Annotated in this window: 20 protein-coding genes; 9 read left to right on the top strand and 11 right to left on the bottom strand. The window is 70.4% G+C overall.

The window, feature by feature from the left end:
• Positions 1-148: 148 nt before the first annotated feature.
• From zwf to PKE85_RS12560, 5 genes are all read left to right on the top strand, one after another.
• On the top strand, positions 149-1,630 hold the full coding sequence (zwf, locus tag PKE85_RS12580; RefSeq protein ID WP_271205106.1) for a glucose-6-phosphate dehydrogenase: 1,482 nt from the start codon (positions 149-151) through the stop codon (positions 1,628-1,630).
• Positions 1,627-2,337 carry a 6-phosphogluconolactonase gene (pgl, locus tag PKE85_RS12575; protein WP_271205105.1) on the top strand — a complete coding sequence of 237 codons (711 nt, stop codon included), beginning with the start codon at positions 1,627-1,629 and terminating at the stop codon, positions 2,335-2,337. The genes zwf and pgl overlap by 4 nt, the downstream gene beginning before the upstream one ends.
• Before the next feature lie 31 nt (positions 2,338-2,368).
• Positions 2,369-4,177, top strand: coding sequence for a phosphogluconate dehydratase (gene edd / locus PKE85_RS12570; protein WP_271205104.1), 1,809 nt, complete (start codon positions 2,369-2,371; stop codon positions 4,175-4,177).
• Positions 4,178-4,316: 139 nt separating this feature from the next.
• Entirely contained in the window at positions 4,317-5,954 is a 1,638-nt protein-coding gene (pgi, locus tag PKE85_RS12565; RefSeq protein ID WP_271205103.1) for a glucose-6-phosphate isomerase, read from the top strand.
• Between the two features lie 274 nt (positions 5,955-6,228).
• Positions 6,229-7,689, top strand: a complete 1,461-nt coding sequence (locus PKE85_RS12560) for a DEAD/DEAH box helicase (RefSeq protein ID WP_271205102.1) — start codon at positions 6,229-6,231, stop codon at positions 7,687-7,689.
• Between the two features lie 180 nt (positions 7,690-7,869).
• Here the strand turns inward: PKE85_RS12560 and PKE85_RS12555 are convergent, their stop codons facing one another.
• On the bottom strand, positions 7,870-8,202 hold the full coding sequence (locus tag PKE85_RS12555; RefSeq protein ID WP_271205101.1) for a hypothetical protein: 333 nt from the start codon (positions 8,200-8,202) through the stop codon (positions 7,870-7,872).
• A 99-nt stretch (positions 8,203-8,301) separates the two neighbouring features.
• On the opposite strand from PKE85_RS12555, the gene PKE85_RS12550 reads away from it, so the two are divergent.
• Both PKE85_RS12550 and PKE85_RS12545 read left to right on the top strand, forming a co-directional pair.
• Complete coding sequence (locus PKE85_RS12550) at positions 8,302-9,270, top strand: LysR family transcriptional regulator (protein ID WP_271205100.1); 969 nt, start codon at positions 8,302-8,304, stop codon at positions 9,268-9,270.
• A 96-nt stretch (positions 9,271-9,366) separates the two neighbouring features.
• Positions 9,367-10,473, top strand: coding sequence for a lytic transglycosylase domain-containing protein (locus PKE85_RS12545; protein ID WP_271205099.1), 1,107 nt, complete (start codon positions 9,367-9,369; stop codon positions 10,471-10,473).
• A 29-nt stretch (positions 10,474-10,502) separates the two neighbouring features.
• On the opposite strand, the gene PKE85_RS12540 is transcribed toward PKE85_RS12545, so the two are convergent.
• Positions 10,503-10,931, bottom strand: a complete 429-nt coding sequence (locus tag PKE85_RS12540; RefSeq protein ID WP_271205098.1) for an organic hydroperoxide resistance protein — start codon at positions 10,929-10,931, stop codon at positions 10,503-10,505.
• Between the two features lie 159 nt (positions 10,932-11,090).
• Between PKE85_RS12540 and PKE85_RS12535 the strand changes: the two genes are divergently transcribed.
• On the top strand, positions 11,091-11,534 hold the full coding sequence (locus PKE85_RS12535; RefSeq protein WP_271205097.1) for a MarR family winged helix-turn-helix transcriptional regulator: 444 nt from the start codon (positions 11,091-11,093) through the stop codon (positions 11,532-11,534).
• A gap of 142 nt (positions 11,535-11,676) precedes the next feature.
• Here the strand turns inward: PKE85_RS12535 and fliJ are convergent, their stop codons facing one another.
• Positions 11,677-12,093, bottom strand: coding sequence for a flagellar export protein FliJ (fliJ, locus tag PKE85_RS12530; RefSeq protein ID WP_271205152.1), 417 nt, complete (start codon positions 12,091-12,093; stop codon positions 11,677-11,679).
• 24 nt (positions 12,094-12,117) lie between these two features.
• The gene (gene fliI, locus PKE85_RS12525) at positions 12,118-13,443 is read right to left on the bottom strand and encodes a flagellar protein export ATPase FliI (RefSeq protein ID WP_271205151.1); all 1,326 of its coding nucleotides are present in this window, start codon (positions 13,441-13,443) and stop codon (positions 12,118-12,120) included.
• 375 nt (positions 13,444-13,818) lie between these two features.
• On the opposite strand from fliI, the gene ctrA reads away from it, so the two are divergent.
• Positions 13,819-14,520, top strand: a complete 702-nt coding sequence (gene ctrA, locus PKE85_RS12520; protein WP_271205096.1) for a response regulator transcription factor CtrA — start codon at positions 13,819-13,821, stop codon at positions 14,518-14,520.
• Positions 14,521-14,590: 70 nt separating this feature from the next.
• Here the strand turns inward: ctrA and PKE85_RS12515 are convergent, their stop codons facing one another.
• The 7 genes from PKE85_RS12515 to PKE85_RS12485 form a co-directional block, all read right to left on the bottom strand.
• Entirely contained in the window at positions 14,591-15,991 is a 1,401-nt protein-coding gene (locus tag PKE85_RS12515; RefSeq protein WP_271205095.1) for an EF-hand domain-containing protein, read from the bottom strand.
• 216 nt (positions 15,992-16,207) lie between these two features.
• Positions 16,208-17,074 carry a CheR family methyltransferase gene (locus tag PKE85_RS12510; protein WP_271205094.1) on the bottom strand — a complete coding sequence of 289 codons (867 nt, stop codon included), beginning with the start codon at positions 17,072-17,074 and terminating at the stop codon, positions 16,208-16,210.
• A complete protein-coding gene (locus tag PKE85_RS12505; RefSeq protein ID WP_271205093.1) occupies positions 17,071-18,189 on the bottom strand; it encodes a protein-glutamate methylesterase/protein-glutamine glutaminase in 1,119 nt (372 codons plus the stop codon). Before PKE85_RS12505 ends, PKE85_RS12510 begins: the two co-directional genes overlap by 4 nt.
• Before the next feature lie 20 nt (positions 18,190-18,209).
• The gene (locus PKE85_RS12500) at positions 18,210-18,575 is read right to left on the bottom strand and encodes a response regulator (protein WP_271205092.1); all 366 of its coding nucleotides are present in this window, start codon (positions 18,573-18,575) and stop codon (positions 18,210-18,212) included.
• A gap of 81 nt (positions 18,576-18,656) precedes the next feature.
• A complete protein-coding gene (locus PKE85_RS12495; RefSeq protein ID WP_271205091.1) occupies positions 18,657-19,109 on the bottom strand; it encodes a chemotaxis protein CheW in 453 nt (150 codons plus the stop codon).
• Complete coding sequence (locus tag PKE85_RS12490; RefSeq protein WP_271205090.1) at positions 19,106-21,772, bottom strand: hybrid sensor histidine kinase/response regulator; 2,667 nt, start codon at positions 21,770-21,772, stop codon at positions 19,106-19,108. The genes PKE85_RS12495 and PKE85_RS12490 overlap by 4 nt, the downstream gene beginning before the upstream one ends.
• Positions 21,773-21,865: 93 nt before the next feature.
• Positions 21,866-22,780, bottom strand: coding sequence for a DMT family transporter (locus tag PKE85_RS12485; protein ID WP_271205089.1), 915 nt, complete (start codon positions 22,778-22,780; stop codon positions 21,866-21,868).

Genomic DNA, 22,780 nt, shown 5'->3' with positions numbered 1-22,780 from the left:
GCGGTCCCGACCTGTTCCCATGGGCCTCGCCGAACCCTCGGCGGGGCCTATGTCGTCTCCGACCCGCCGCGTCCCCGCGAATTGACATGGGCGGCGCAAAGCGCACATTTCGCATGTGCAACATGGAACGTCGTGGAGAGCAGCGCCGATGACGAGCCGCATCGTGGCCGTGGACCCGTTCGATCTCGTCGTGTTCGGCGGCACCGGGGATCTGGCGCACCGCAAGCTGTTTCCGGCCCTGTTCCGCCGCGACCACGACGGCCAGCTCACCGACCCCACCCGCATCATCGGCGTCTCGCGCAAGGAGCTGGACCGCGACGCCTTCCGCGCGGAGGTGCGCGAGGCGCTCACCATCTTCGTGCCGAAGAGCGAGCTTGAGGACGCGGCGCTGGAGCGGTTCCTCGACCGGCTCGACTACGTCACCATCGACGCCGTGGGCGACGCCGGCTGGGACGACCTGAAGACGCTGCTGGCCGAGGGGCTGGACCGGGTGCGGGCGTTCTACCTCGCCACCTCGCCGGAGCTGTTCGACGCCATCGCCCACAATCTGAAAAAGCACGACCTGATCAGCGGCCGCACCCGCGTGGTGCTGGAGAAGCCGCTCGGCAAGGATCTCGCCTCGGCGCAGGAGATCAACGCCGCGGTGGGCGACGTGCTGGACGAAAGCCAGATCTACCGCATCGACCACTATCTCGGGAAAGAGACGGTCCAGAACCTGCTGGCGCTGCGCTTCGCCAACGTGCTGTTCGAGCCGGTGTGGGATTCCGCCCATGTGGACCATGTGCAGATCACGGTGGCGGAGAAGATCGGCGTCGGCTCCCGCGGCGGCTATTACGACACCTCGGGCGCGCTGCGGGACATGGTGCAGAACCACATCCTGCAGCTGCTGTGCCTCGTCGCCATGGAGCCGCCGGGAGAGCTGAACGCGGACTCGCTGCGCGACGAGAAGCTGAAGGTGCTGCGCGCCCTGAAGCCCATCGACGACGCGACCGTGCGCACGCTCACCGTCCGCGGGCAGTACCGCTCGGGCGCCGTCGACGGCCAGTCCGTGCCCGGCTATCTGGAGGAGCTGGGCGACGGCGCGGAAAGCGCGACCGAGACCTATGTGGCGCTGAAGGCCGAAGTGCGCACCTGGCGCTGGGCCGGCGTGCCGTTCTATCTCCGCACCGGCAAGCGCCTGCCGTCGCAGGTGTCGGAGATCGTGATCCAGTTCCGGGAGACGCCGCTGTCGATCTTCGGCGCGGCGGGCGGCTTCCTGGCGCCGAACCGGCTCGTCATCCGCCTGCAGCCGGACGAGGGCGTGAAGCTCTACCTGATGATCAAGGATCCCGGCCCCGGCGGCCTGCGATTCCGCGAGGTGCCGCTGAACCTCTCCTTCGCCGACACGTTCAAGGTGCGTAACCCCGACGCCTATGAACGGCTGCTGATGGACGTGATCCGGGGCAACCAGACCCTGTTCATGCGGCGCGACGAGGTGGAGGCGGCCTGGGTCTGGGCCGATCCGATCCTCGAGGCGTGGTCGCGGCTCGGCCAGCCGCCCGCGGCCTACACCGCCGGCACCTGGGGCCCATCCGCCGCCGTGGCGCTGATCGAGCGCGACGGCCGCACCTGGCATGAGGAGGCGTCGTGACGCCGGAACGCCGCATCGATCTGACCGCTTACGACAGCCGCGACGCGCTGGCTGCGGCCCTGGCCCAGCGCACCGCCGACGCGCTGCGCTCCGAGATCGCGGACGGCGGCGCGGCGACGCTCGCGGTGTCCGGCGGCTCCACGCCCAAGCTCTATTTCCAGAAGCTGTCCCGCGCCGATCTGGACTGGAGCGCCGTGACCGTGACGCTGGTGGACGAGCGCTGGGTGCCGGACACCGAGCCGCGCTCCAACGCCAAGCTCGTCAAGGACAACCTGCTGCAGAACGCGGCCGCCGCCGCGAGCTTCGTGCCGCTCGTCACCGACGCCGCCTCGCCCGAAGGCGGGCTTCCCGAAGTGACGGAGCGGGCTGCGGACCTGCCGGCGCCGCTCACCGTCGCCATTCTCGGCATGGGCGGCGACGGGCACACCGCCTCGTTCTTCCCAGGCGGCGACCGGCTGGAGGACGCCATCGACCCCACCGGCCGGGCGCTCGTCATCCCCATGCGCGCCGCGGCCGCGATCGAGCCCCGCATCACCTTCACTTTGCCGGCGCTCATTTCCGCCAAGCTGCTCGTCCTCCACATCGAGGGCGAGGACAAGAAGCGCGTGCTGGACGAGGCGCTGGTGGGCACCGACCCGCTCGCCATGCCGATCCGCGCCGTGATCGACCACGCCCCCCGGCCGCTCGACGTGGTGTGGGCGGCCTGAGACGGGACCAGACGAAGAGGAGCGCAGTGGCATGACCCTCGACGCCCGCATCGCCGACGTCACCGACGCGATCGTGACGCGCTCCCGCGACAGCCGCGCGCGCTATCTGGACGGCGTCGCCGAACAGGCCGCCGCCGGTCCCTACCGGGCGGCGCTGTCCTGCGGCAACCTCGCCCATGGCTTCGCCGGCTGCGGCGCGACCGACAAGGAAGCGCTCAAGGGTCAGGCGGTCCCGAACATCGGCGTCGTCACCGCCTACAACGACATGCTGTCGGCCCACCAGCCCTACGAGCGATTCCCGGAGCTGATCCGGGCGACGGCGCGCAGGGCCGGCGCCGTGGCGCAGGTGGCGGGCGGCGTGCCGGCCATGTGCGACGGCGTCACCCAGGGCCGCCTCGGCATGGAGCTGTCGCTGTTCTCCCGCGACGTCATCGCCATGTCGACCGCGGTGGCGCTCAGCCACGACATGTTCGACGCCGCGCTCTATCTCGGCATCTGCGACAAGATCGTGCCGGGCCTCGTCATCGGCGCGCTCGCCTTCGGGCATCTGCCGGCGGTGTTCGTGCCCTCGGGGCCGATGCCCTCCGGCATGTCCAACGACGAGAAGGGCCGCATCCGCGGGCTCTACGCCGAACGCAAGATCGGCCGTGCGGAGCTGCTGGAGGCGGAGAGCGCGAGCTACCACTCCCCCGGCACCTGCACCTTCTACGGCACGGCCAACTCCAACCAGATGCTGATGGAGATCATGGGCCTTCACCTGCCGGGCGCGAGCTTCGTGCCGCCGAACACGCCGCTGCGGGACGCGCTCACCCGCGCGGCGGTGACTCAGGCGCTCGCCATCACCCGCTCGGGCAACGGCTACGCTCCCATCAGCCAGATTCTTGACGAGAAGGCGTTCGTGAACGGCATCGTGGGGCTGAACGCCACCGGCGGCTCCACCAACCACGCCATCCATCTGGTGGCCATGGCCAAGGCGGCCGGCATCCAGCTCACCTGGGACGACTTCGACCGGCTCTCCGCCGCCACCCCCCTGCTCTGCCGCATCTACCCCAACGGCTCGGCGGACGTGAACCACTTCCACGCCGCCGGCGGCATGGGCTACCTGATCCGCGAGCTGCGCGGGGCGGGCCTGCTGCACGACGACGTGCTCACCGTGATGGGCTCGGGGCTCGCGGATTACGAGAAGGAGCCGGCGCTCGTCGGCGACGAGGTGGTGTGGACCGACGGCGCGCCCACGAGCGGCGACGCCACCGTGCTGCGCCCGGCGTCCGAGCCGTTCCAGGCCGACGGCGGGCTCCGGGTGCTGACCGGGAACCTCGGCCGCTCCGTGATCAAGGTGTCCGCGGTCGACCGCGACCGCTGGGTGGTGGAGGCGCCGGCCCGGGTCTTCACCAGCCAGGACGATCTGGAAGCCGCCTTCCGCGCCGGCGAACTGGACCGGGACGTGGTGGTGGTGGTGCGGTTTCAGGGGCCGAAGGCCAACGGCATGCCGGAGCTGCACCGGCTGACGCCTTCGCTCGCGGTGCTGCAGAAGCGCGGCCACAAGGTGGCGCTCGTCACCGACGGCCGCATGTCGGGCGCCTCGGGCAAGGTGCCGGCGGCGATCCATGTGACGCCCGAAGCCGCCCATGGCGGCCCGATCGCGCGTCTGCGCGACGGCGACGTGGTGCGGCTCGACGCCGAGGCGGGGACGCTCGCCGTGCTCACGCCGGCGGAGGAGTTCGACGCCCGCGAGGCGGAGACGCGGGCGACCGAGCCGCAGTTCGGCATGGGCCGCAACCTGTTCGCCGCGTTCCGCGCCCGGGTGGATTCCGCCGAACAAGGCGCGACTCCGTTCTGACGTCCCAGCCGCGCCGTCCCATTTTGACGCATAAGCCGAGAGTCGCCGCTCGCGCCGCGCCCGAAACGCCCTATCTTGCCCGCGATTCTGACGCTCCCGCGCCGCCCGTCCTGACGACGTCCCTCCCCCGGAGACTTCGATGACCACGACCACCGCAGTGTTCGACCGACTCGCGGAGCATCGCCGGTCGCTGGAAGGCGCGTCGCTGCGCGCGCTGTTCGAGGCCGATCCGGAGCGGTTCGAGCGGTTTTCGGTCACGCTGGACGACCTGCTGTTCGACTACTCCAAGACCCAGGTGACGCCGGAGACCCTGGCGCTGCTGGTGGAGCTCGCCCGCGCGGCCGGCGTCGAGGCGCTGCGCGACGCCATGTTCCGGGGCGAGAAGATCAACCTGACCGAAGACCGCGCGGTGCTGCACACGGCGCTGCGCGCGGCGCCGGACGCCCGCGTGTCGGTGGACGGCCATGACGTGATCCCGGAGATCCAGCGCGAGCGCGCCAAGGCCTACCGCTTCGCCAACGGCGTCAGGAACGGCGCGCTGCTGAGCGCCACCGGCGAGACCTTCACCGACGTGGTGAACATCGGCATCGGCGGCTCGGATCTCGGTCCCGCCATGGCGGCGCTGGCGCTGTCGCCTTACGTGCAGAAGGGGCTGAAGGGCCATTTCGTCTCCAACGTGGACGGGGCCCATCTCGCCGACACTCTGAAGGATCTGGAGCCGACACGCACCCTGTTCCTCGTCGCCTCCAAGACCTTCACCACCCAGGAGACCATGGCCAACGCCCGCGCCGCCCGGCGCTGGCTGGCGGGCGCCCTGGGCGAAAGCGCCGTCGGCGCCCATTTCGCGGCGATCTCCACCAATGTGGAGGCGGTGGAGGCCTTCGGCGTCAGCGAGGAGCGCATGTTCCGGTTCTGGGACTGGGTCGGCGGGCGCTACTCGATCTGGTCGGCCATCGGCCTGTCGCTCGCCATCCTGATCGGGCCGAAGAACTTCGACGCCTTTCTCGCCGGCGCGCGCGAGATCGACGACCATTTCCGCGAGGCGCCGCTGGAGGCGAACATCCCGGTCCTCATGGGCCTGATCGGCGTCTGGCACCGCAACGTCTGCGGCTACGCCGCCCACGCCGTGCTGCCCTACGACCAGCGCCTCGCCCGCTTCCCGGCCTATCTGCAGCAACTCGACATGGAGTCGAACGGCAAGTCGGTCACGCGCCACGGCCATGCGGTCGCCTCCGCCACCGGGCCGCTGGTCTGGGGCGAGCCCGGCACCAACGGCCAGCACGCCTTCTACCAGCTGCTGCACCAGGGGACGAACGTGATCCCCGCCGACATCCTGATGGCGGCGACGCCCCATGAGAGCGTTGGCGACCAGCACGCCATGCTGCTCGCCAACGCGCTGGCGCAGGGGCAGGCCTTCATGCGCGGCCGCACCGAGGGCGAGGCGCTGGAGCAGCTTCTCGCCGCAGGCATGGACGCCGAGCCGGCGAAAGCGCTCGCGCCGCACAAGACCTTTCCCGGCGACCGGCCGACCTGCGCCCTCGCCTACCGCACGCTCGACCCGCGCACCCTCGGGCGCCTGATCGCGCTCTACGAGCACAAGGTGTTCACGCAAGGGTCGATCTGGAACATCAACTCGTTCGACCAGTGGGGCGTGGAGCTGGGCAAGGAGCTGGCGAACCGGCTGATCCCGATCGTGAAGGGCGAGACGCCCGCCGCCGGGCTCGACGGCTCGACGCGCGGGCTTGTGGCGCATCTGGAGCGGCTGCGGAGCCTGTGACGCTGGAAGCGCTCGAAACCGCGCTTTCGCATCCGGGTTCAAACGAACCTTGACTTCACCTCTTCGCAAGCGCACATATGCTCCATCGCTTTACTTAAGCGAGACATAAGCGCCTTGGCCGCGTGACGCCGGCCCTCGCCGGACCTGCCGGGCGCATCCAGCATTCATCGACAGCCCAGATCACGCGGGGCGCGTCTCAACGCACCCGCCGTCGCCGCGCCTTCGCGCCCGCGAAGCTGCGCCCGCGCACGGCTGCACGAAAGATTTTTCACACGTGACGACCTTCAAAGACCTCGGCCTTTCGGAGCCCATCCTCAAGGCGCTCGCGGCGGACGGCTATGAAACGCCGACCCCGATCCAGGCCCAGGCCATTCCGTCCTTGCTCGCGGGCCGCGACCTGATGGGAATCGCCCAGACCGGCACCGGCAAGACCGCCGCCTTCGCGCTTCCGATCATCGAGAAGCTGGTGGCCAATCCCCGCATCGCGCCCCGGCGCGGCTGCCGGACGCTGGTGCTCTCCCCCACCCGCGAGCTCGCCAGCCAGATCGCGGACTCGTTCCGCTCCTACTCCAAGAACCTGAAGCTCTCCATCGCGGTGGTGTTCGGCGGCGTGGCCGCCGGCCCGCAGGTGCGCAAGCTCGCCAACGGCGTGGACATCCTCGTCGCCACGCCCGGCCGCCTGCTCGACCATGTGGACGGCAAGATGCTCCGCCTCGACCAGGTGGAGTTCTTCGTGCTGGACGAGGCCGACCAGATGCTGGACCTCGGCTTCATCCACTCCATCCGCCGCGTTGTCCCCATGCTGCCGCACCGCCGGCAGACGATGTTCTTCTCGGCCACCATGCCGAAGACCATCAAGGACCTCGCCGACACCATGCTGACCGATCCGGCGACCGTGGCGGTGACGCCCGTCGCCAAGACGGCCGACCGGGTGGAGCAGAAGGTCATCTTCGTGGAGCAGAGCGGCAAGAAGGCCGTGCTGGTCGAGCTGCTGAGCGACCCCGCCATCGACCGCGCGCTGGTGTTCACCCGCACCAAGCACGGCGCCGACAAGGTGGTGCGCCAGCTCGAGGAGGCCGGCGTCGGCTCCGCCGCCATCCACGGCAATAAGAGCCAGTCCCAGCGCGAGCGCGCGCTCGGCTCGTTCCGCACCGGCCACATCAAGATCCTGATCGCCACCGACATCGCCGCCCGCGGCATCGACGTGGACGGCGTCACCCATGTGGTGAACCACGACATCCCGAACGTGCCGGAGTCCTATGTCCACCGCATCGGCCGCACCGCCCGCGCCGGCGCGGAGGGCGTCGCCTATTCGCTGGTCGCCAACGACGAGCGCATGTACCTGCGCGACATCGAACGCCTGATCCGCCAGTCGATCCCGGCCGAGGATCGCCGCTCCGACGCCGGCAAGGCCGAGCCGGAAGGCGACGGCGCCGCCTCCCAGAAGGGCCGCCAGCAGCAGCGCCAGCCCCGTCCGCAGGGCCAGCGCCCGGCGCAGGGCCAGGGCAAGCCGCGTCAGGCCAACGGCTCGCGTCCGAACCACGGCGAGCCCAGCCGGGCCCATGAGCAGCGCCGGCCGCAGGGCCATTCCGCCCAGCACGGCGCCCGCGCCGAGGGCGGCCGCCGCGGGTCGGACGGCGACATGGCCTCCGTCGGCTTCATGAAGCCGTCCGGCGAGCGTCCCGCGCGCCGTCCCCGCCGGGGCGGCGGCGGCGGTGACCGTCGTCAGGGCTGACGCCGCGTCTCAAGGCTGAACGGAAGCGCGCCGCGCAGGCCCCACTCGGGCGTGCGCGGCGCGCTTTGCGTTGCGGTCCCCGACCTCGAGCCAGGACGAGGCGAGGACGGGAGGAAACCCGTGTGTCCCGCGGGCTGACGTGAGCCCGAGGGTCTCACGTCAGCGGCGTTCCGGCGGGCCTCAGAGCCCTGCGCCGAGCGGGCGCACGTAGACCCGGTCGCCCTGACGCACGATTTCGAGCGCGGCGACGGGCTGCCCGAGCCCCTGCGGCGACAGAGCCAGCACGCGCTGGTCGCCCGCGAGCGTGGTCTCGAACCGCAGCGGCGGAACGTCCTTGCCGCGGGCGAGGCCCGCGACGACCCGGTAGCCCGCCGGCTCCACGGTGTAATAGACGACGCCCTTGCGGTCGCCGATCTCGATCCGGCTCGCGGAGCCGGCGTTGAGCTCGACCGCGCCCGCCGAGGCGACGGAAGCGACGAGGGCGACAGAGACGATTGCAGCGCGCAGCGACATGGTGAAACTCTCCGGAAGCGATGTCTCCGGGGCTGATCCCCGTGATCTGCGCCCAAGATACTTATCCCTTCGTCATTGATCAAAACGATCGGATTCATATTGAATATCGACCACGCCAATTTAAGTCGGCTCGACCTCAACCTGCTGGTGGCGTTCGACGCGCTTGTGACGGAGCGCAGCGTCACCCGGGCCGCGGCTCGGGTCGGCCTCGGCCAGTCGGCCATGAGCCACGCGCTGGCGCGGCTGCGGACCATGTTCGGCGACGAGCTGCTGATCCGCGGGCCGCAGGGCATGCGCGTCACCCCGCGGGCGCAGGCGCTGATCCAGCCGGCGCGGGCGGCTCTGGCGCAGATTCAGGAGATGGTGGCCCGGCGGGAGGCGTTCGATCCGGCGACCGAGGAGCGCACCTTCACCATCGGCATGCCGGACAGCACCGAGGTGCTGCTGATGCCGAAGCTGATCGCGCTGCTCAGGAAGGAAGCGCCCGGCGTGCGGCTGCTGCTGCGCACCATCGACCGCATCCGCATCCTGCAGGATCTCGACCAGGACCGGGTCGATCTGGGCATCGGCCTGTTCGAGGACGGGGAGCTGCACCACAAGCGCCGGCTGCTGCAGCGGGAGAGCTATCTCTGCATCTTCAACCCCGAGCTGATCGGCGTGACGCCGCCGATCTCGCTCGAGGACTATGTGCGCCTGCCCCATGTTCTGACGAGTCTGGTGGAGACCCCGCACGGCGTGGTGGACGACGCGCTGGCGAAGATCGGCCTGTCGAGGGACATCGCGCTCACCTCGCCGCGCTTCACCGCCGCGCCCTTCGTGGTGAAGCAGGCGCCGGTGATCGCCACCATGCACGCCCGCGTGGCGCGCTATTTCGCGGAGGTGCTGGACCTCGCCGTCAGCCCCGCCCCCGTGCTGCTGCCGGACGTGGCGATTTCCATGCTCTGGCACGCCTCCTATGACGCCGATCCCGGCCACCGCTGGCTGCGCGAGACCATCCTGAAACTGAGCGATGAGCGGCCGCCGAGCCTCAACCTCTGGCTGAGCAAGGCGGATGACGAAGGGGGTTGAAGAGCGGAATGCGTCCCAAATCGGGCCACAGGTCACGGAATGGCCTCAATTGGGCGTGATCCAGAACCTTCGTCGCCACGGCCAGGGACCGGACGCGTGAAAGCAGGGCTGTTCGGGATCGCCATGGCGGTCGTCATCACGCACGGGGCCGCGGCGCAGAGCGCCTCCGGCCCGGCGCAATACGACGCCATGATCGCCCGCCATGCGGCCGCGAACGGAGTGCCGGAAACGCTGGTGCGGCGGGTGATCGTGCGGGAAAGCCGTTACAATCCCAAAGCTTACAATCGCGGCCATTACGGCATGATGCAGATCAAGCACGCCACCGCGAAGGGCATGGGCTATCAGGGCGACGCCGCCGGGCTGCTGGACGCCGACACCAACCTCACCTACGCCGTGCGCTACCTCGCCGGCGCCTACAGGACCGCCGGCGGAAACCACGACCGCGCGGTGCAGCTTTACGCCAGCGGCTATTATTACGAAGCCAAGCGCAAGGGCCTGCTGGACCAGGTGGGCATGGGCCGTCGCGGCTCGGCCGTGTTCGCGCAGGCGATCGAGATGGCGCCGCACGCCCGCGCCAAGGCCCCGGCGCAGGTCGTCGCGAACGCCGCAAAGCCTGCGACCGTCGTCACCACCACCGTCGCCACGGCCGAGCCCCGTCAGCCGCGCGTGATCGCGGTGAACGCGGCGCCGGCGCTCGCCTCCGCGGCGCCGCTGCCGCCCACGCGCCCCGCGACGACGATCGCCGTCGCCGCCGCACCGCAGATCGCCGCGCAGCCCGCGACGCCCGGCGTCATGCCCTCGACGGTGGCCGGTTCGCGCATCGCCGCCGCGTCGGACGCCATCGGCGGGTTCGACCGCACCGCGCCGGGCGCAGCCCCCGCAACGCCGGTCGCCACGGCGTCCGCCTATTCCAACGGCCGCGACGACGCGACGGCCGCCTTCGCCAAGCTCACGCCGCCCGCGAACGCCGCCGCCGTGCCGCTGCCGCCGATCGCGCCGCGCGCCACCGCAGCGGCCGCCGCGAAGCCCGGCGCGACCGTCGCGGCGAAACCCGCGCCGGTGGACGCGCCGAAGACCGTGGCGATGGCCGCAGCGCCGCTGCCGCCGGTCCGCGAGCCGGCGGTGGAGACCACCGCCGCCATTTCCCAACCGGCCGCGAAGCTCGCGCCGCCGCGCGACCGCCGCCCCTTCGCCCGGAAGTGACGGCGTCGCGCTGATCGCGCGGCCGCGCCTCAGACGACCGTGGTCAGCTTCACGTCCAGATTGCCGCGGGTCGCCTCCGAGTAGGGGCAGACCACATGCGCGCGCGCGACCAGATCCTCCGCCGCCGCCCGCTCCATGCCCGGAAGCGAGACCTCCAGCGCCACTTCGATGCTGAAGCCCGTGCCGTCGTCGCGCGGGCCGATGCCGACTGACGACGTGACCGAGGCGTCCGCCGGAACGGCGATCCTGGCCTTGCCGGCGGCGAAACGCAGCGCGCCCAGGAAGCAGGCGGCGTAGCCGACCGCGAACAGTTGTTCGGGGTTCGTCCCGTCCCCGCCTGCGCCGCCAAGCTCCTTCGGCACGACCAGACTGACCGCGAGATTGCCGTCGGTGGTGGCGGAGCGGCCGTCGCGGCCGCCGCCGGTCGCCGTCGCGGAAGTGGAGTACAGCGTCTTCATGGTCATCTCCTCGGATTGGACGGCCTCCCTCGGCCGCCGGTCCATATTCTTTTCGCACACGATCATGTCGTCCACGATATAAATTTACGCATGACAGGCATCTTCGTCACGCATACGATCCTGTCGCACGCGATATGATCGCCGTGCTAACCTCCCGCGATGACCGACGCCGCCCCCCGCCTCGACCAGATGCTGTGCTTCGCGCTCTATTCCGCGAACGGGGCGATGAACCGCGCCTACAAGCCGGCGCTGGACGCGCTCGGCCTGACCTATCCGCAATATGTGACGCTGGTGGCGCTGTGGGAGCGGGACGGCCGCACCGTGGGTCAGCTCGGCGAGGCGCTGTTCCTCGAATCGAACACCCTGACGCCGCTGCTGAAGCGCATGGAGGCGGCGGGGCTGGTGCGGCGGCAGCGCGATCCAGAGGACGAGCGGCAGGTGCGCGTGTTCCTCACCGACGACGGCCGGGCCATGCAGGCCCGCGCCGCGGACGTGCCGACGCGCATGCTGAAGGCGCTCGGCTGCGACGCGGAGGCGATCGCGGCTCTGGCGACAGAGGTGACCGCTGCGCGGGACCGCGTGGTGGGCGCCAAAGCCGCCTGACCATCAGGCTCAGCGAGCCGACATAGAAAGCCGTTCACCGCCGCTCAGTAGCGGGGAGCAGCGCGCCCACCGACGCGTGACGCAATGTCTGAAAGCCTAGGACCGGCGTGAACGTCCGGATCGCCCACATCCCCGCCGGCCGTCAGCCGGCGCGCGCCTCGTGGGCGGCCAGGCCGATGCGGTCCATCTCCGCCTGATCGCGGGCGGCCTCGGCCTGGCGCTCGCGTGCGCTGTCGCGCTCCTCCAGGATCTCGATCTTCTTCAGCTCCTCGAACGCCTCGGCGAGCGCGCCCTGGGCGTCGGCGAGCTGGCCGCGGAGTTCGTCCGCGGAGCGCATCAGGTTGTCGCGCCGCCCCTGCGCCGCCTTGGCGTAGGTGGGGTAGGCGTAATGCGCCGTGTCGTGGATGCCCGCTTTTTCCTGCTCCTGCAGGATTTCGCGGTCGAGGTCGGTCGCCATGCGCTCGAATTCGGCGATCATCGTCTCGATCTGCACGACCTGACGACGTTTATCGTCGACCTGAAAGCGCTTGAGCTTGAGGAGAGTGTCTCGGGATTTCATGTCCGACATGGAAGCACACGCGGGTTAGCGGCCGGTTTCGCCGACGCTTAAAATCGAATCCAGTTGGGCGTAGCCTTCTCCGAGACGCGTTGCTTCTTCCTTACCTTGCGCAAGAAACCGCTCGAACGGCCCGTTCAGGGCGATGGCCTCGTCCACCTCCGGGCTCGATCCCGGGCGATAGGCGCCGAGGCGGATCAGCTCCTCCATGTCGCTGTAGGTGGCCATGGCGCGCCGCGCCCTGGCGATCAACGGCCGGCGCTCCTCCGGCGTCGCCTTGGGCATGGTGCGTGACACCGATTTCAGGATGTTGATGGCCGGGTAGCGGCCGCGCTCCGCGATGGCGCGCTCCATCACGATGTGGCCGTCGAGGATGCCGCGCACCGCGTCGGCCACCGGCTCGTTGTGGTCGTCGCCGTCCACCAGCACGGTGAAGATGCCGGTGATGCTGCCCTCCCCCACCCCGGGGCCCGCCCGCTCCAGCAGGCGCGGCAGCTCGGCGAACACGGTCGGGGTGTAGCCCTTCGTGGTGGGCGGCTCGCCGGTGGAGAGGCCGATCTCGCGCTGGGCCATGGCGAAGCGGGTCACGCTGTCCATCATGCACAGCACGTCCGCGCCCTCGTCGCGCAGCGCCTCGGCGAGCGTAAGCGTCAGATAGGCCGCCTGCCGCCGCTTCAGCGCCGGCTCGTCGGAGGTGGCCACCACAACGATGGAGCGGGCGAGCCCCGCCTCGCCCAGATCGTCCTGCAGGAACTCCTGCACCTCGCGGCCGCGCTCGCCGATCAGGCCGATCACCGCGGCGTCGCAGGCGGTGTTGCGGGCCAGCATGGCGAGCAGCACCGATTTGCCCACGCCCGAGCCCGCGAAGATGCCCATGCGCTGGCCGGCGCAGCAGGTGACGAAGGTGTTGAGCGCCCGCACCCCCAGATCGAGCGGCGCGCCCACGCGCTTGCGGGCGTGGGCCGGCGGCGGCGGCGTGCGGTAGGGGTAGAGCGCCGGCCCCTCCTTCAGCGGGCCCTTGCCGTCGATCGGCGTTCCCATGGCGTCCACCACCCGGCCGAGCCAGCCCCGGCTCGGCCGCACGCCCGGCGACGGCTGGCCGACCACGGCGCGGCAGCCCCGGCGCACGCCCTCCAGCGGCGCGAACGGCATCAGCAGCGCCCGGTCGCCCTGGAAGCCCACCACCTCGCATGCGGTGGCGCCGCCCGGCCCGGCCTCGATCGAGACCCGGCCGCCGATCGCCATCATCCCGAGCGGCCCGGCCACCTCCACCAGAAGGCCGCGCACGCCCACAACGCGGCCATAGACCTCGCGCTCCGGCGTCTCCTCCACGGCCTCGAACAGCCCGCGCATCGTTTCCATCCTGTTATCCCCAACGAATCATGACCGGGGACCACCTCAGCGTAACCCTTCGTTTACCCCTTCGCCCAATCATGGCCCCAGCGCTTAAGGGGACGGAAACCGTATCGGCGGCTCGAAAGTCGGAGTCGCAAGAGTCGGTTATCCGGACTTCTTAAGGTTTTGGCTGAGCGTTTTCGAAAGCGTGTTTCCCTTGCCGTCCAAGGACTAAGGCGAAATACGGGCATGAATCAGAACGAGCTTGCGACGCAGAATCATCTTCTGTTAACTAATGGTCGTTAAGCTTGAATCGGACTGGAAACGATCGGTTCACCGTGCCGGGCCCGGCGTTGTCGGGGCAGGCCACGCGGGCATCGGTGGAGGATTCGCATGCGCGTTCTTCTTATTGAAGACGATAGCGCCACGGCGCAGAGCATCGAGTTGATGCTCAAGTCTGAAAGCTTCAACGTCTATACGACAGAGCTTGGAGAAGAGGGCATCGACCTCGGCAAGCTCTACGATTACGACATCATCCTACTTGACCTGAACCTCCCCGACATGTCGGGCTACGAGGTTCTGCGGGCGCTGCGTCTGGCGAAGATCAAGACCCCGATCCTGATCCTCTCCGGCCTCGCCGGCATCGAGGACAAGGTGCGCGGTCTCGGCGTCGGCGCCGACGACTACATGACCAAGCCGTTCCACAAGGACGAGATGGTCGCCCGCATCCACGCCATCGTGCGCCGGTCGAAGGGCCACGCCCAGTCCGTCATCACCACCGGCGACCTGATCGTGAATCTCGACACCAAGACGGTCGAGGTGGGCGGCGCCCGCGTCCATCTGACGGGCAAGGAATACCAGATGCTGGAGCTGCTGAGCCTGCGCAAGGGCTCGACGCTCACCAAGGAGATGTTCCTCAACCATCTCTACGGCGGCATGGACGAGCCCGAGCTGAAGATCATCGACGTCTTCATCTGCAAGCTGCGCAAGAAGCTCGCCAACGCCACCAACGGCAAGAACTACATCGAAACCGTCTGGGGCCGCGGCTACGTGCTGCGCGAACCCAACGAGGACGAATCCCGCGCCATCGCCTGACGCGGCGCTGCGGCGCTCGCAACGAAAAAGCCCCGGCCATCGGCCGGGGCTTTTCTCGTTTGCGCCGACGTCAGGGCCTGAGGCAAACGCCGCGGCCCAATGCGGCTTTCGGGTCGCCCTCGGCGACGACGCAGGAGTGGCCGGACGCGCCTTTCGGCCGCGGCACGCCCGGCGCCAGCGAAAAGCGGACGGCATGCGCGCCGCTCAGCCCGGCCGGAAGGCGCGGAATCGGCTTCACGATCCGGAATCTCCCGCCAGCGCGTTCGATCGCGCCCTCCCCCACGAGCTTCGCGAGCCCGATCTGTTGCGGCAGAACCTCGTAGGAGACCGCAGGCGCGCCTGAGACCACTGCGGCCGGGTCGATCTCGACCACGCCACCGGGCGCGAAGCGCACAGCGTCGCGCCACGTCTGAGGATCGAAACCTGCGGGCGCGTCGTCGGGATCGCTCGACGTCTTCGCTTTCACCGCCGTCATTGCCGGAAGCGTCACGGTGATGGCGTCATAGGCGCCGGCGATGGCGTCGGGCGTTCGCCCGGCAGCCTGCCGGATCGCCGCCCGCACGGAGGCCTCTTCAGCCGATCCGGCCTCGTGAAACGACCCGAGGCAGCCGTGGGGCGCCACCGTCACCTTTTCCGCGGGCAATCCCACGGCGCCGGCGGCCGACGGCCGTGGGGAATTCTGCTTTTTTGCGGGATCCGACTGGGAGGACGAGAGCACGAGCCGCGCCACGCGGTCTTTCGCGCCCGTCACCCGCCAGATCATCGCGTCATAGGACGTGAGGACGAGATAGAGCGGCGTATCGCCCTCCTCGATCACCACCTCCGCGGTCGTGCTCTCCGTGTCCTGTCCCACGACGGTCGCGCTCGGCACGGCGTCGCCCTCGTACAGTCCGAAAGCGACGATCTGCTGATCGGCGCCCGCACGCGGAAGCTCGCAAGTGGCTGCTTGCCGAACGGGCTTAGCCGCCTGGCTGAGCGCCACGCCCTCGTCGAAGTCGATCAGCCCGTCGCCATTGGCGTCGAAGTCGGCGAATATCCTCCGCAGCGCGGTCTCCGCCTCGATGGCCGTGACGCGACCGTCGTTGTCGGCGTCGAAGGTCATGAACACCTCCAAAACGCTCTCTCTGGAGGGGGATTGCGGCGGGACCGACGCGGCGAGCGCCTCCTGAAGCGTGACGCGGCCGTCGCCGTCGCCGTCGAACCGGGCCAGCACGCCGTCCTCGGCGCGCGCCGTAGGCAGGCGTCTGAACGGCGGCGTCGCCAGCGCCCGCTCCTCAGCCGTGACGACGCCGTCGGCGTCGAGATCAGCGGACATGAAGATCGACGCCCGAGCCCCGCGATCGCGCGCCTCGACCTGACGGCGCGCGATCGTAAGGTCGCCGGAGTCCAGCCCGTCCATGTCCACATCGGCCTGCCGGAACGGCTGCATCGCCTGCGCCACGAACTGCTCGACATACACGTTGAGCCTCATGTTCCGGGAGAAGGCTTCCATCTGCCGGGGAGTCGTCGTCTGTTGCTGCGCGGCGGCCGCTCCCGGCGAGAGCGCCAGGACGGCGGAGAGAGCGACGATGGAGGATGATGGCCTGACAATCACAAGACGAGTCTCCGGCGGACAACGCTGGGGAAGTAGCAGCCCGCCAGGCCGATCAGCCAGCGCGCCCTCGCGTCATGGTTGACGGTGCCCGCCTCACCGGACGACGGCGAAGCGGGCAGCTGACGACGCGGGCGCCGCGGCGCCGGAGGCGGGGGTGGGCATGAACAGCCCGCGATGGCTGGGGTGCGGCTTGAACGGGCTGCGACCGCCGAGCACGGTCTCGGCCGCGCCCAGCAGCAGGAAGCCGTCCGGGGCCATCTGGCGGCCGATGCGGGTCAGCACGTCGGTCTTGGTGGCCTCGTCGAAATAGATCAGCACGTTGCGGCAGAACACCACGTCGAAGCGGCCGAGCGGCGAGAAGTCCCTGAGCAGGTTCAGGGTGCGGAACTGCGCCATCTCCCGCAGCTTGGGCGCGATCCGCCAGCGGTCGCCCTCCTGCGTGAAGTGCTTCAGCAGCAGGCGGATCGGCAGGCCGCGCTGCACCTCGAACTGGGTGAACAGGCCCGAGCGCGCCCGCTCCAGCACCTCGTTCGAGAGGTCGGTCGCCACGATCTCCACCTTCCAGCCCGCAAGCTGCGCGGCGCGGTCGGCGAGCAGCATGGCGAGCGAATAGGGCTCCTGGCCCGTGGAGCAGGCGGCGCACCAGATGCGGATGGTCTTGGTCGCCGCCCGCGCCGCCATGAGCTGCGGCAGGATGACGTCCGTGAACTGGGTGAAGGGCGCGCCGTCCCGGAAGAAGAACGACTCGTTGGTGGTCATGGCCTCGACCACGTCCTGCGCGAGCGCGCTATCGACGCCCGAGCGCAGCCGCGCCACCAGCGCCGGGAGCGAGGCGAGGCCCGCCCGCCGCACGATCGGCGCCAGCCGGCTCTCCAGCAGGTAGCGCTTCTCCTCGCCGATCGCGAGGCCGGAGCGCTCCTTCAGGAAGCGGGCCAGGAACTCGATGTCGGCGGGCGTCATGCGCGCTCTCCTGCGACGAGACGGGTGATCTTGGGAGCGATGGCGGCGAGCGGCAGCACCGCGGAGCAGGAGCCCGTGGCCACCGCCGCGCCCGGCATGCCCCAGACGACGCTGGAGGCCTCGTCCTGGGCGATGATGGAGCCGCCGGCGGCCGCGACCGCGCGGACGCCGCAGGCCCCGTCCGAGCCCATGCCGGTCAGAACCACCGCCAGCAGCCCGGCGCCGTAAACGGAGGCGGCGGAGCGGAACATCGGGTCGACCGCAGGCTTGCAGTAGTTCTCCGGCGGGCCGTCGTCGAGCCGGGCGCAGGCCTGCGCGCCCCGCCGGGCCACCACGAGATGCCGGCCGCCCGGCGCCACATAGATCACGCCGGGGGCGAGCGGCTCGCCGTCCGCCGCCTCACGGCAGGGCCTCCGGCTCGCGAGGCCCAGATGTTCGGCGAGCGCGGCGGTGAAGGTCGCCGGCATGTGCTGGGTCACCAGAACCGGGATCGACCCGAGGGCCGGGCTAAGCCCAGACAGCAGCGACGCCAGCGCCTGCGGGCCGCCGGTGGAGGCGCCGAGGGCGAGCGCCCGCACCGGCGCCGCCGAGAACGGCCGCGCGCGCGCCGCGGGCTGCGGCGTCGTCGAGGCGGCGATCACGGCCGCGCGCACCAGCGACGTCGTGGAGCCGCGACGCGTCCTGCGCCGCACATGATCGCCGAGCACGCGCACCTTGGTCAGGAGATCCTGACGATAAGCCGCCTGGTCGACGCCCTGCCCCGGCTTGGCGATGACGTCGGAGGCGCCGAGCGCGAGCGCCCGGATCGACATCTCGGCGTTGCGGCGGGTGAGCGCCGACGCCATCAGCACCATGGCGTCCGGCGCCGCCTTCAGAAGCAGCGGCAGCGCGGTGATGCCGTCCATGTCGGGCATCTCCACGTCCAGCAGGATGACGTCCGGCCGCAGCCGGCCGGCCTGCTCCACGGCCTCGCGGCCGTTGCGGCACAGTCCGGCGAGCGCGAGATCGGGCTCCGCCTCGATCCAGCGGGAGGTCAGGGTGCGGACGACGGCGCTGTCGTCCACCACGAGGACGCGCAGCGCCTCCGCCGGCGCCGCGGCGGCCGACGTGGGCATGGGAGGCCTTTCCGGAGAGATCAGAGCAGTCCGACTTCCGCGAACTTGGAGGTGATGATCTCGCGGTCGAACGGCTTCATGACGTATTCGTCGGCCCCGGCGCGCATGGCGCGGGCGATGTGCGACACGTCGTTTTCCGTGGTGCAGAACACCACCTTGGGCGCGTCGCCGCCCGGCAGCGAGCGCAGCTTGTTGAGGAACTCGTAGCCGTCCATCACCGGCATGTTCCAGTCCAGCAGGATGCCGTCGGGCATCGCCTGCTGGCACAGGGTGAGCGCCGTCTGGCCGTTCTCCGCCTCGGAGATCTTCATGTCGAGGCCTTCGAGGATGCGGCGCGCCACCTTCCGGATGACGCTCGAATCATCCACCACAAGACAGTGCTTCATCGGGGGCTCCCATTCCCGGCTCAAATTCCGGGGGTCCACTCTGTCCGTCTCATTCTCAAGATCAGGTAAAGGCGTACCCGCTCACGCCGCCTGGGCCACGGCGCGGAACTCCAGCGCGCGATCCACGTCCAGCACCAGCATGAGGCCGCCGTCGAGACGATGCACCCCGGTCGCGATCTGCGACCAGCGCGGGTCGAGCGTCGGCGGCGCGTCCTCCCGCGAGGCGGCCGACAGCGCCAGCACGTCGCCGACGTGGTCCACCAGCAGCGCGAAGGCTTCGTTCTGGTAGTCCACGCCGACCGCCATGGCGCCGGCCTCCACGGCCTTCGCCGGCAGGCCGAGCCGGGTCCGGAGGTCGATGGCGGTGACGATCCGGCCGCGCAGGTTCAGCACGCCCGCGATTTCGGACGAGGCCAGCGGCACCCGCGTCAGCCGCTCCAGCCCGAACACCTCCCGGACCCGGGAGATGGCGATGCCGAACATCTGCCCGCCCACGTCGACGGTGACGTAAGTGATGTGATCGTCAGCGCTCATGCGGCGAGCCTCCAGCGCGGCGCGAAGGTTTCGAGCGCGCCGAGCAGGCCCGGCCGGTCGAACTTGGCGATGAAGTCGTGGAATCCGGCGTCGGCGGCGCGCTCCGCCATGAAGGAGCCGACCAGCGACGACAGCGCCAGCAGCGGCGCACCGTGGTGCAGCCCTTCGGCCTTCAGCGCGGCCGCGAAGGCGAAGCCGTCCATCTCCGGCATCTCGATGTCCGAGACGATGACGTCGAAGCGCCGGCCGGCCCGCAGCAGGACGAGCGCCTCGGCGCCGCTCGCCGCCAGCGTCGGGCGGTAGCCGGCGGCGGTCAGCACCGGCGCCAGCATGTTGCGGAAGAAGGCGCTGTCGTCGACCAGCAGCACGGCCGGGCTCTCGATCTTCTCGTGCGGCCGGTCGGTGCGCGTCAGCCAGTCGTCATAGGCCATGGTGAGGTAGTGGGCCACGTCCATCACCTCGGTGGCGCTGCCGTCGATCACCGCCGCGCCCAGCACGCCCGGCGTGTAGGACGAGGCGGAAATCTCCATGGCGTGCTCGACGATGTCGACGATCTCATCCACCACCAGACCGACCGAGCGGCCCTCGTTGGTGAACACCAGCAGCGGCTGCGGGCCGCTCGGCTTCAGCGCGGCGCCGTCGCCGGCCGGCACCAGCGGCATCAGGCCGCCGCGGTACTGCACCAGCATGCGGCCGCCGGTGAACTCCACCGTCTCGGCCTCGATCACCTCGAGCCGGGTGACGAGCGCCAGCGGCACCGCCTTCGGCGCCTGGGAGCCGGCCCGGAACAGCAGCAGCGACATGCGGTTGTCGCTCTCGTCCGCGGGCGCCGCCGCTTCGGCGGTGAGCGCCGCGTCGTGGCTCGCAGAGGGGCCGACCGCCGCCGCGACGCCGTTCGGGTCGAGGATCAGGATCACCGAGCCGTCGCCGAGGATGGTGGTGCCGGAGAACAGCCCGATGTGGTTCAGCCGCGAGGCCATGGGCTTCACGACGATCTCCTCGGTGTGGAGCACCTCGTCCACCACGATGCCGAAGATGTCCTCGCCCACCTGGGCGATCACCACATAGACGTCGTCCGCCTTCTCCGCCGGCAGCGGCTCCAGGCCCAGCATGTTGCGCAGCGGCACGATCGGCAGCAGCCGGTCGCGCAACCGCAGCAGCGCCACGTCGCCCACGCGCTCGATGACGTGCTCGCCGCCCCGCCGCGTGCGCACCAGCTCCAGCACCGAGAGCTGGGGGAAGGCGAAGGTCTCGCCGCCCGCCGTCACCATCAGCGCCGAGACGATGGCGAGGGTGAGCGGGATGCGGATCACCACCGCCGAGCCCTTGCCCGGCGTGGAGCGCAGGTCGATGGCGCCGCCGATCAGCTCGATGTTGGCGCGCACCACGTCCATGCCGACGCCGCGGCCGGAGACGCTGGTGACCGCCGCGGCGGTGGAGAAGCCCGGCGCGAAGATGAAGCGGTGGATCTGGGCGTCCGACATCTTCTCGACGTCGGCCTCGGTGGCGAGCCCGTTGGCGACCGCCTTCTTCCTGATGCGCTCCACGTCGAGGCCGCGGCCGTCGTCGCCGATCTCGACGATGATGCAGCCGCCCTGATGATAGGCGGACAGCCGGATGACGCCGGTCTCGGGCTTGCCGGCGGCGACGCGCTCGGCGGGCGATTCGAGCCCGTGGTCCGCGCAGTTGCGGACCATGTGGGTCAGCGGGTCCTTGATCAGGTCCAGCACCTGCCGGTCAAGCTCGGTCTCGGCGCCTTCGGTGACCAGTTCGATCTTCTTGCCGAGGTCCGCCGCGAGGTCCCGCACCAGCCGCGGCAGCGCCCGCCAGGCGGCGCCGATCGGCTGCATGCGGGTCTTCATCACCCCTTCCTGCAGCTCGGCCGTCACATGGCTCAGGCGCTGCAGCGAGGGTCCGAACTCGCTGTCGCCACGCCGGCGCACGGTGTCGAGCAGCTGGTTGCGGGTCAGCACCAGCTCGGAGACCATGTTCATCAGCCGGTCGAGCGTGTCGACGCCGACGCGGATCGTCTGGCCGGCGAGCGCGCTCTCGCTTCGGGGCCCCTCCTCCGCCGCGGGCGCGGGCGCCGCTTCGGCATGGACGGCCGCGGCGGGCGCCGTGGCGACGGGCGCGGACGGGGCCGCCGCGACCGGCTGCGGTTCCGGCGCGATGTCCTGATCCGGGCCGGGCGCCTCGCGGAACGCGCGCTCCAGTTCGTCGAGGGAGACTTCGCCCGGCCGCAGCTCGCGCCCGAGAGCGGGATCAATCACGGGCTCGGGAGGACGCCGCGCCTCCAGGGCGGCGCGCTCCAGCTCGGTCACGAGATCGAGGTCGTCGCCCGGCGGCTCCTCGCCGGTGCGCTCCAGATCGCCGAGAATCGCCTTGATGCGGTCGATGGTGGCGAGAATCATCGTCACGGCTTCGGGCGTCGCCAGCGCGCCGGCGCGGAACTCGCCCATCAGCGTCTCGGCCGCGTGCGCCAGCGCCTCGAGCCGCGTGAGGCCGAGGAAGCCGCAGGTGCCCTTCACCGTGTGGACCAGCCGGAACACGTTGGCCAGGATCTTGGCGTTGGCGGGCTCCTGCTCGAACCGGACGAGCTCCACGTCGACCTGATCGAGGTTTTCGGCGGTCTCGGTGAGAAAATCCCGAAGCAGGTCGTCCATTCTCATGCCCCCGCGGAACGCGCGACGGCTGCGCTCCGAACGGAGCTGATCCTGCTCAAAAATGAATAACGGATCGTTGAGGTGAAACGGCGCTCAGCCGCGGCGGCGCAGCGCGACCACGTTGCCCGCCGCCACCAGAGCGGCCCCCGCGAACGACAGCGCGGTCCAGCGGTAATCCTCGAACAGGCTGGAGATGACGAGCGCCACCACCGGGAACAGCACGGTGGCGAAGCCGGCGCGCGCCGCGCCCACCCGCTTGATCAGCGCCAGATAAGCGAGGAACGCCGCCACCGACGATCCGGCGGCGAGCCAGACCAGCGAGACCAGATAGGCCGCCGTCGGCTCGATGACGAAGGGCGCGCCGGACAGCGTCGCCAGCAGCGTCAGCCACAGCGTCCCGTAGAACATGCCCCAGGCGGCCGCGGAGACGTCCGGCGCCGAGCGCTGGATCACGCTCGACACCATGTTGCCGAGGCAGAAGCACAGGGTTCCGCCGACGCTGAGGCCGAGCCCCGTCAGCGCCTCCACGTCGAAGCCCGCCGCCGCGATCTCGGGGGCGTAGAGCAGGCCGACGCCCGCCACGCCGAGCGCCGCGCCGGCGAGCACCCGCATCTCCGCCGGGCGGCGGAAGATCAGCGCGCCGAGCGCCAGGTTGATCGGCGAGGCGAGCGCGAACACCACCGCGAGCAGGCCGGACGGCACCCTGGCGCCTGCGTGGTAGAACAGCACGAAGTTGGTCGAATACATCAGCACGCCCGCCAGCAGGAACCCCGCGTGCCGGCGCAGGGGGAAGCGCAGCGTCTCCCGCCGCGCCAGAGCGAGGCCGAAGGCGATGGCGGCGGCGAGCGCGAAGCGCCAGACCAGCGACACCTCGGGCGACACCACGCCGAGCTGGAGATGGAGCGCGATCCAGCTCGTGCCCCAGACCAGCGCCAGCACGCCGTACAGCCCGAGATCGGCGGAGGGCGCGCGGGGCGTTTCGACGGCGAGGGGCGCGGCGCGGTGCAT

The sequence above is a fragment of the Methylopila jiangsuensis genome, assembly GCF_027922305.1.
In the GTDB taxonomy this organism is placed as follows: Bacteria; Pseudomonadota; Alphaproteobacteria; order Rhizobiales; family Methylopilaceae; genus Methylopila; species Methylopila jiangsuensis.
This window is presented reverse-complemented; position numbering and strand designations above follow the sequence as displayed.

Coding starts and splice junctions, on each gene's coding strand:
- PKE85_RS12485 (WP_271205089.1), bottom strand. CDS start 22,780: ATGCACCGCGCCGCGCCCCTCGCCGTCGAAACGCCCCGCGCGCCCTCC.
- PKE85_RS12535 (WP_271205097.1), top strand. CDS start 11,091: ATGACCGACGCCGCCCCCCGCCTCGACCAGATGCTGTGCTTCGCGCTC.
- PKE85_RS12515 (WP_271205095.1), bottom strand. CDS start 15,991: ATGAGGCTCAACGTGTATGTCGAGCAGTTCGTGGCGCAGGCGATGCAG.
- edd (WP_271205104.1), top strand. CDS start 2,369: ATGACCCTCGACGCCCGCATCGCCGACGTCACCGACGCGATCGTGACG.
- PKE85_RS12505 (WP_271205093.1), bottom strand. CDS start 18,189: ATGCCCACGTCGGCCGCCGCGGCGCCGGCGGAGGCGCTGCGCGTCCTC.
- PKE85_RS12490 (WP_271205090.1), bottom strand. CDS start 21,772: ATGGACGACCTGCTTCGGGATTTTCTCACCGAGACCGCCGAAAACCTC.
- ctrA (WP_271205096.1), top strand. CDS start 13,819: ATGCGCGTTCTTCTTATTGAAGACGATAGCGCCACGGCGCAGAGCATC.
- PKE85_RS12555 (WP_271205101.1), bottom strand. CDS start 8,202: ATGTCGCTGCGCGCTGCAATCGTCTCTGTCGCCCTCGTCGCTTCCGTC.
- zwf (WP_271205106.1), top strand. CDS start 149: ATGACGAGCCGCATCGTGGCCGTGGACCCGTTCGATCTCGTCGTGTTC.
- pgi (WP_271205103.1), top strand. CDS start 4,317: ATGACCACGACCACCGCAGTGTTCGACCGACTCGCGGAGCATCGCCGG.
- PKE85_RS12495 (WP_271205091.1), bottom strand. CDS start 19,109: ATGAGCGCTGACGATCACATCACTTACGTCACCGTCGACGTGGGCGGG.
- PKE85_RS12540 (WP_271205098.1), bottom strand. CDS start 10,931: ATGAAGACGCTGTACTCCACTTCCGCGACGGCGACCGGCGGCGGCCGC.
- PKE85_RS12510 (WP_271205094.1), bottom strand. CDS start 17,074: ATGACGCCCGCCGACATCGAGTTCCTGGCCCGCTTCCTGAAGGAGCGC.
- fliI (WP_271205151.1), bottom strand. CDS start 13,443: ATGCGCGGGCTGTTCGAGGCCGTGGAGGAGACGCCGGAGCGCGAGGTC.
- PKE85_RS12500 (WP_271205092.1), bottom strand. CDS start 18,575: ATGAAGCACTGTCTTGTGGTGGATGATTCGAGCGTCATCCGGAAGGTG.
- fliJ (WP_271205152.1), bottom strand. CDS start 12,093: ATGAAATCCCGAGACACTCTCCTCAAGCTCAAGCGCTTTCAGGTCGAC.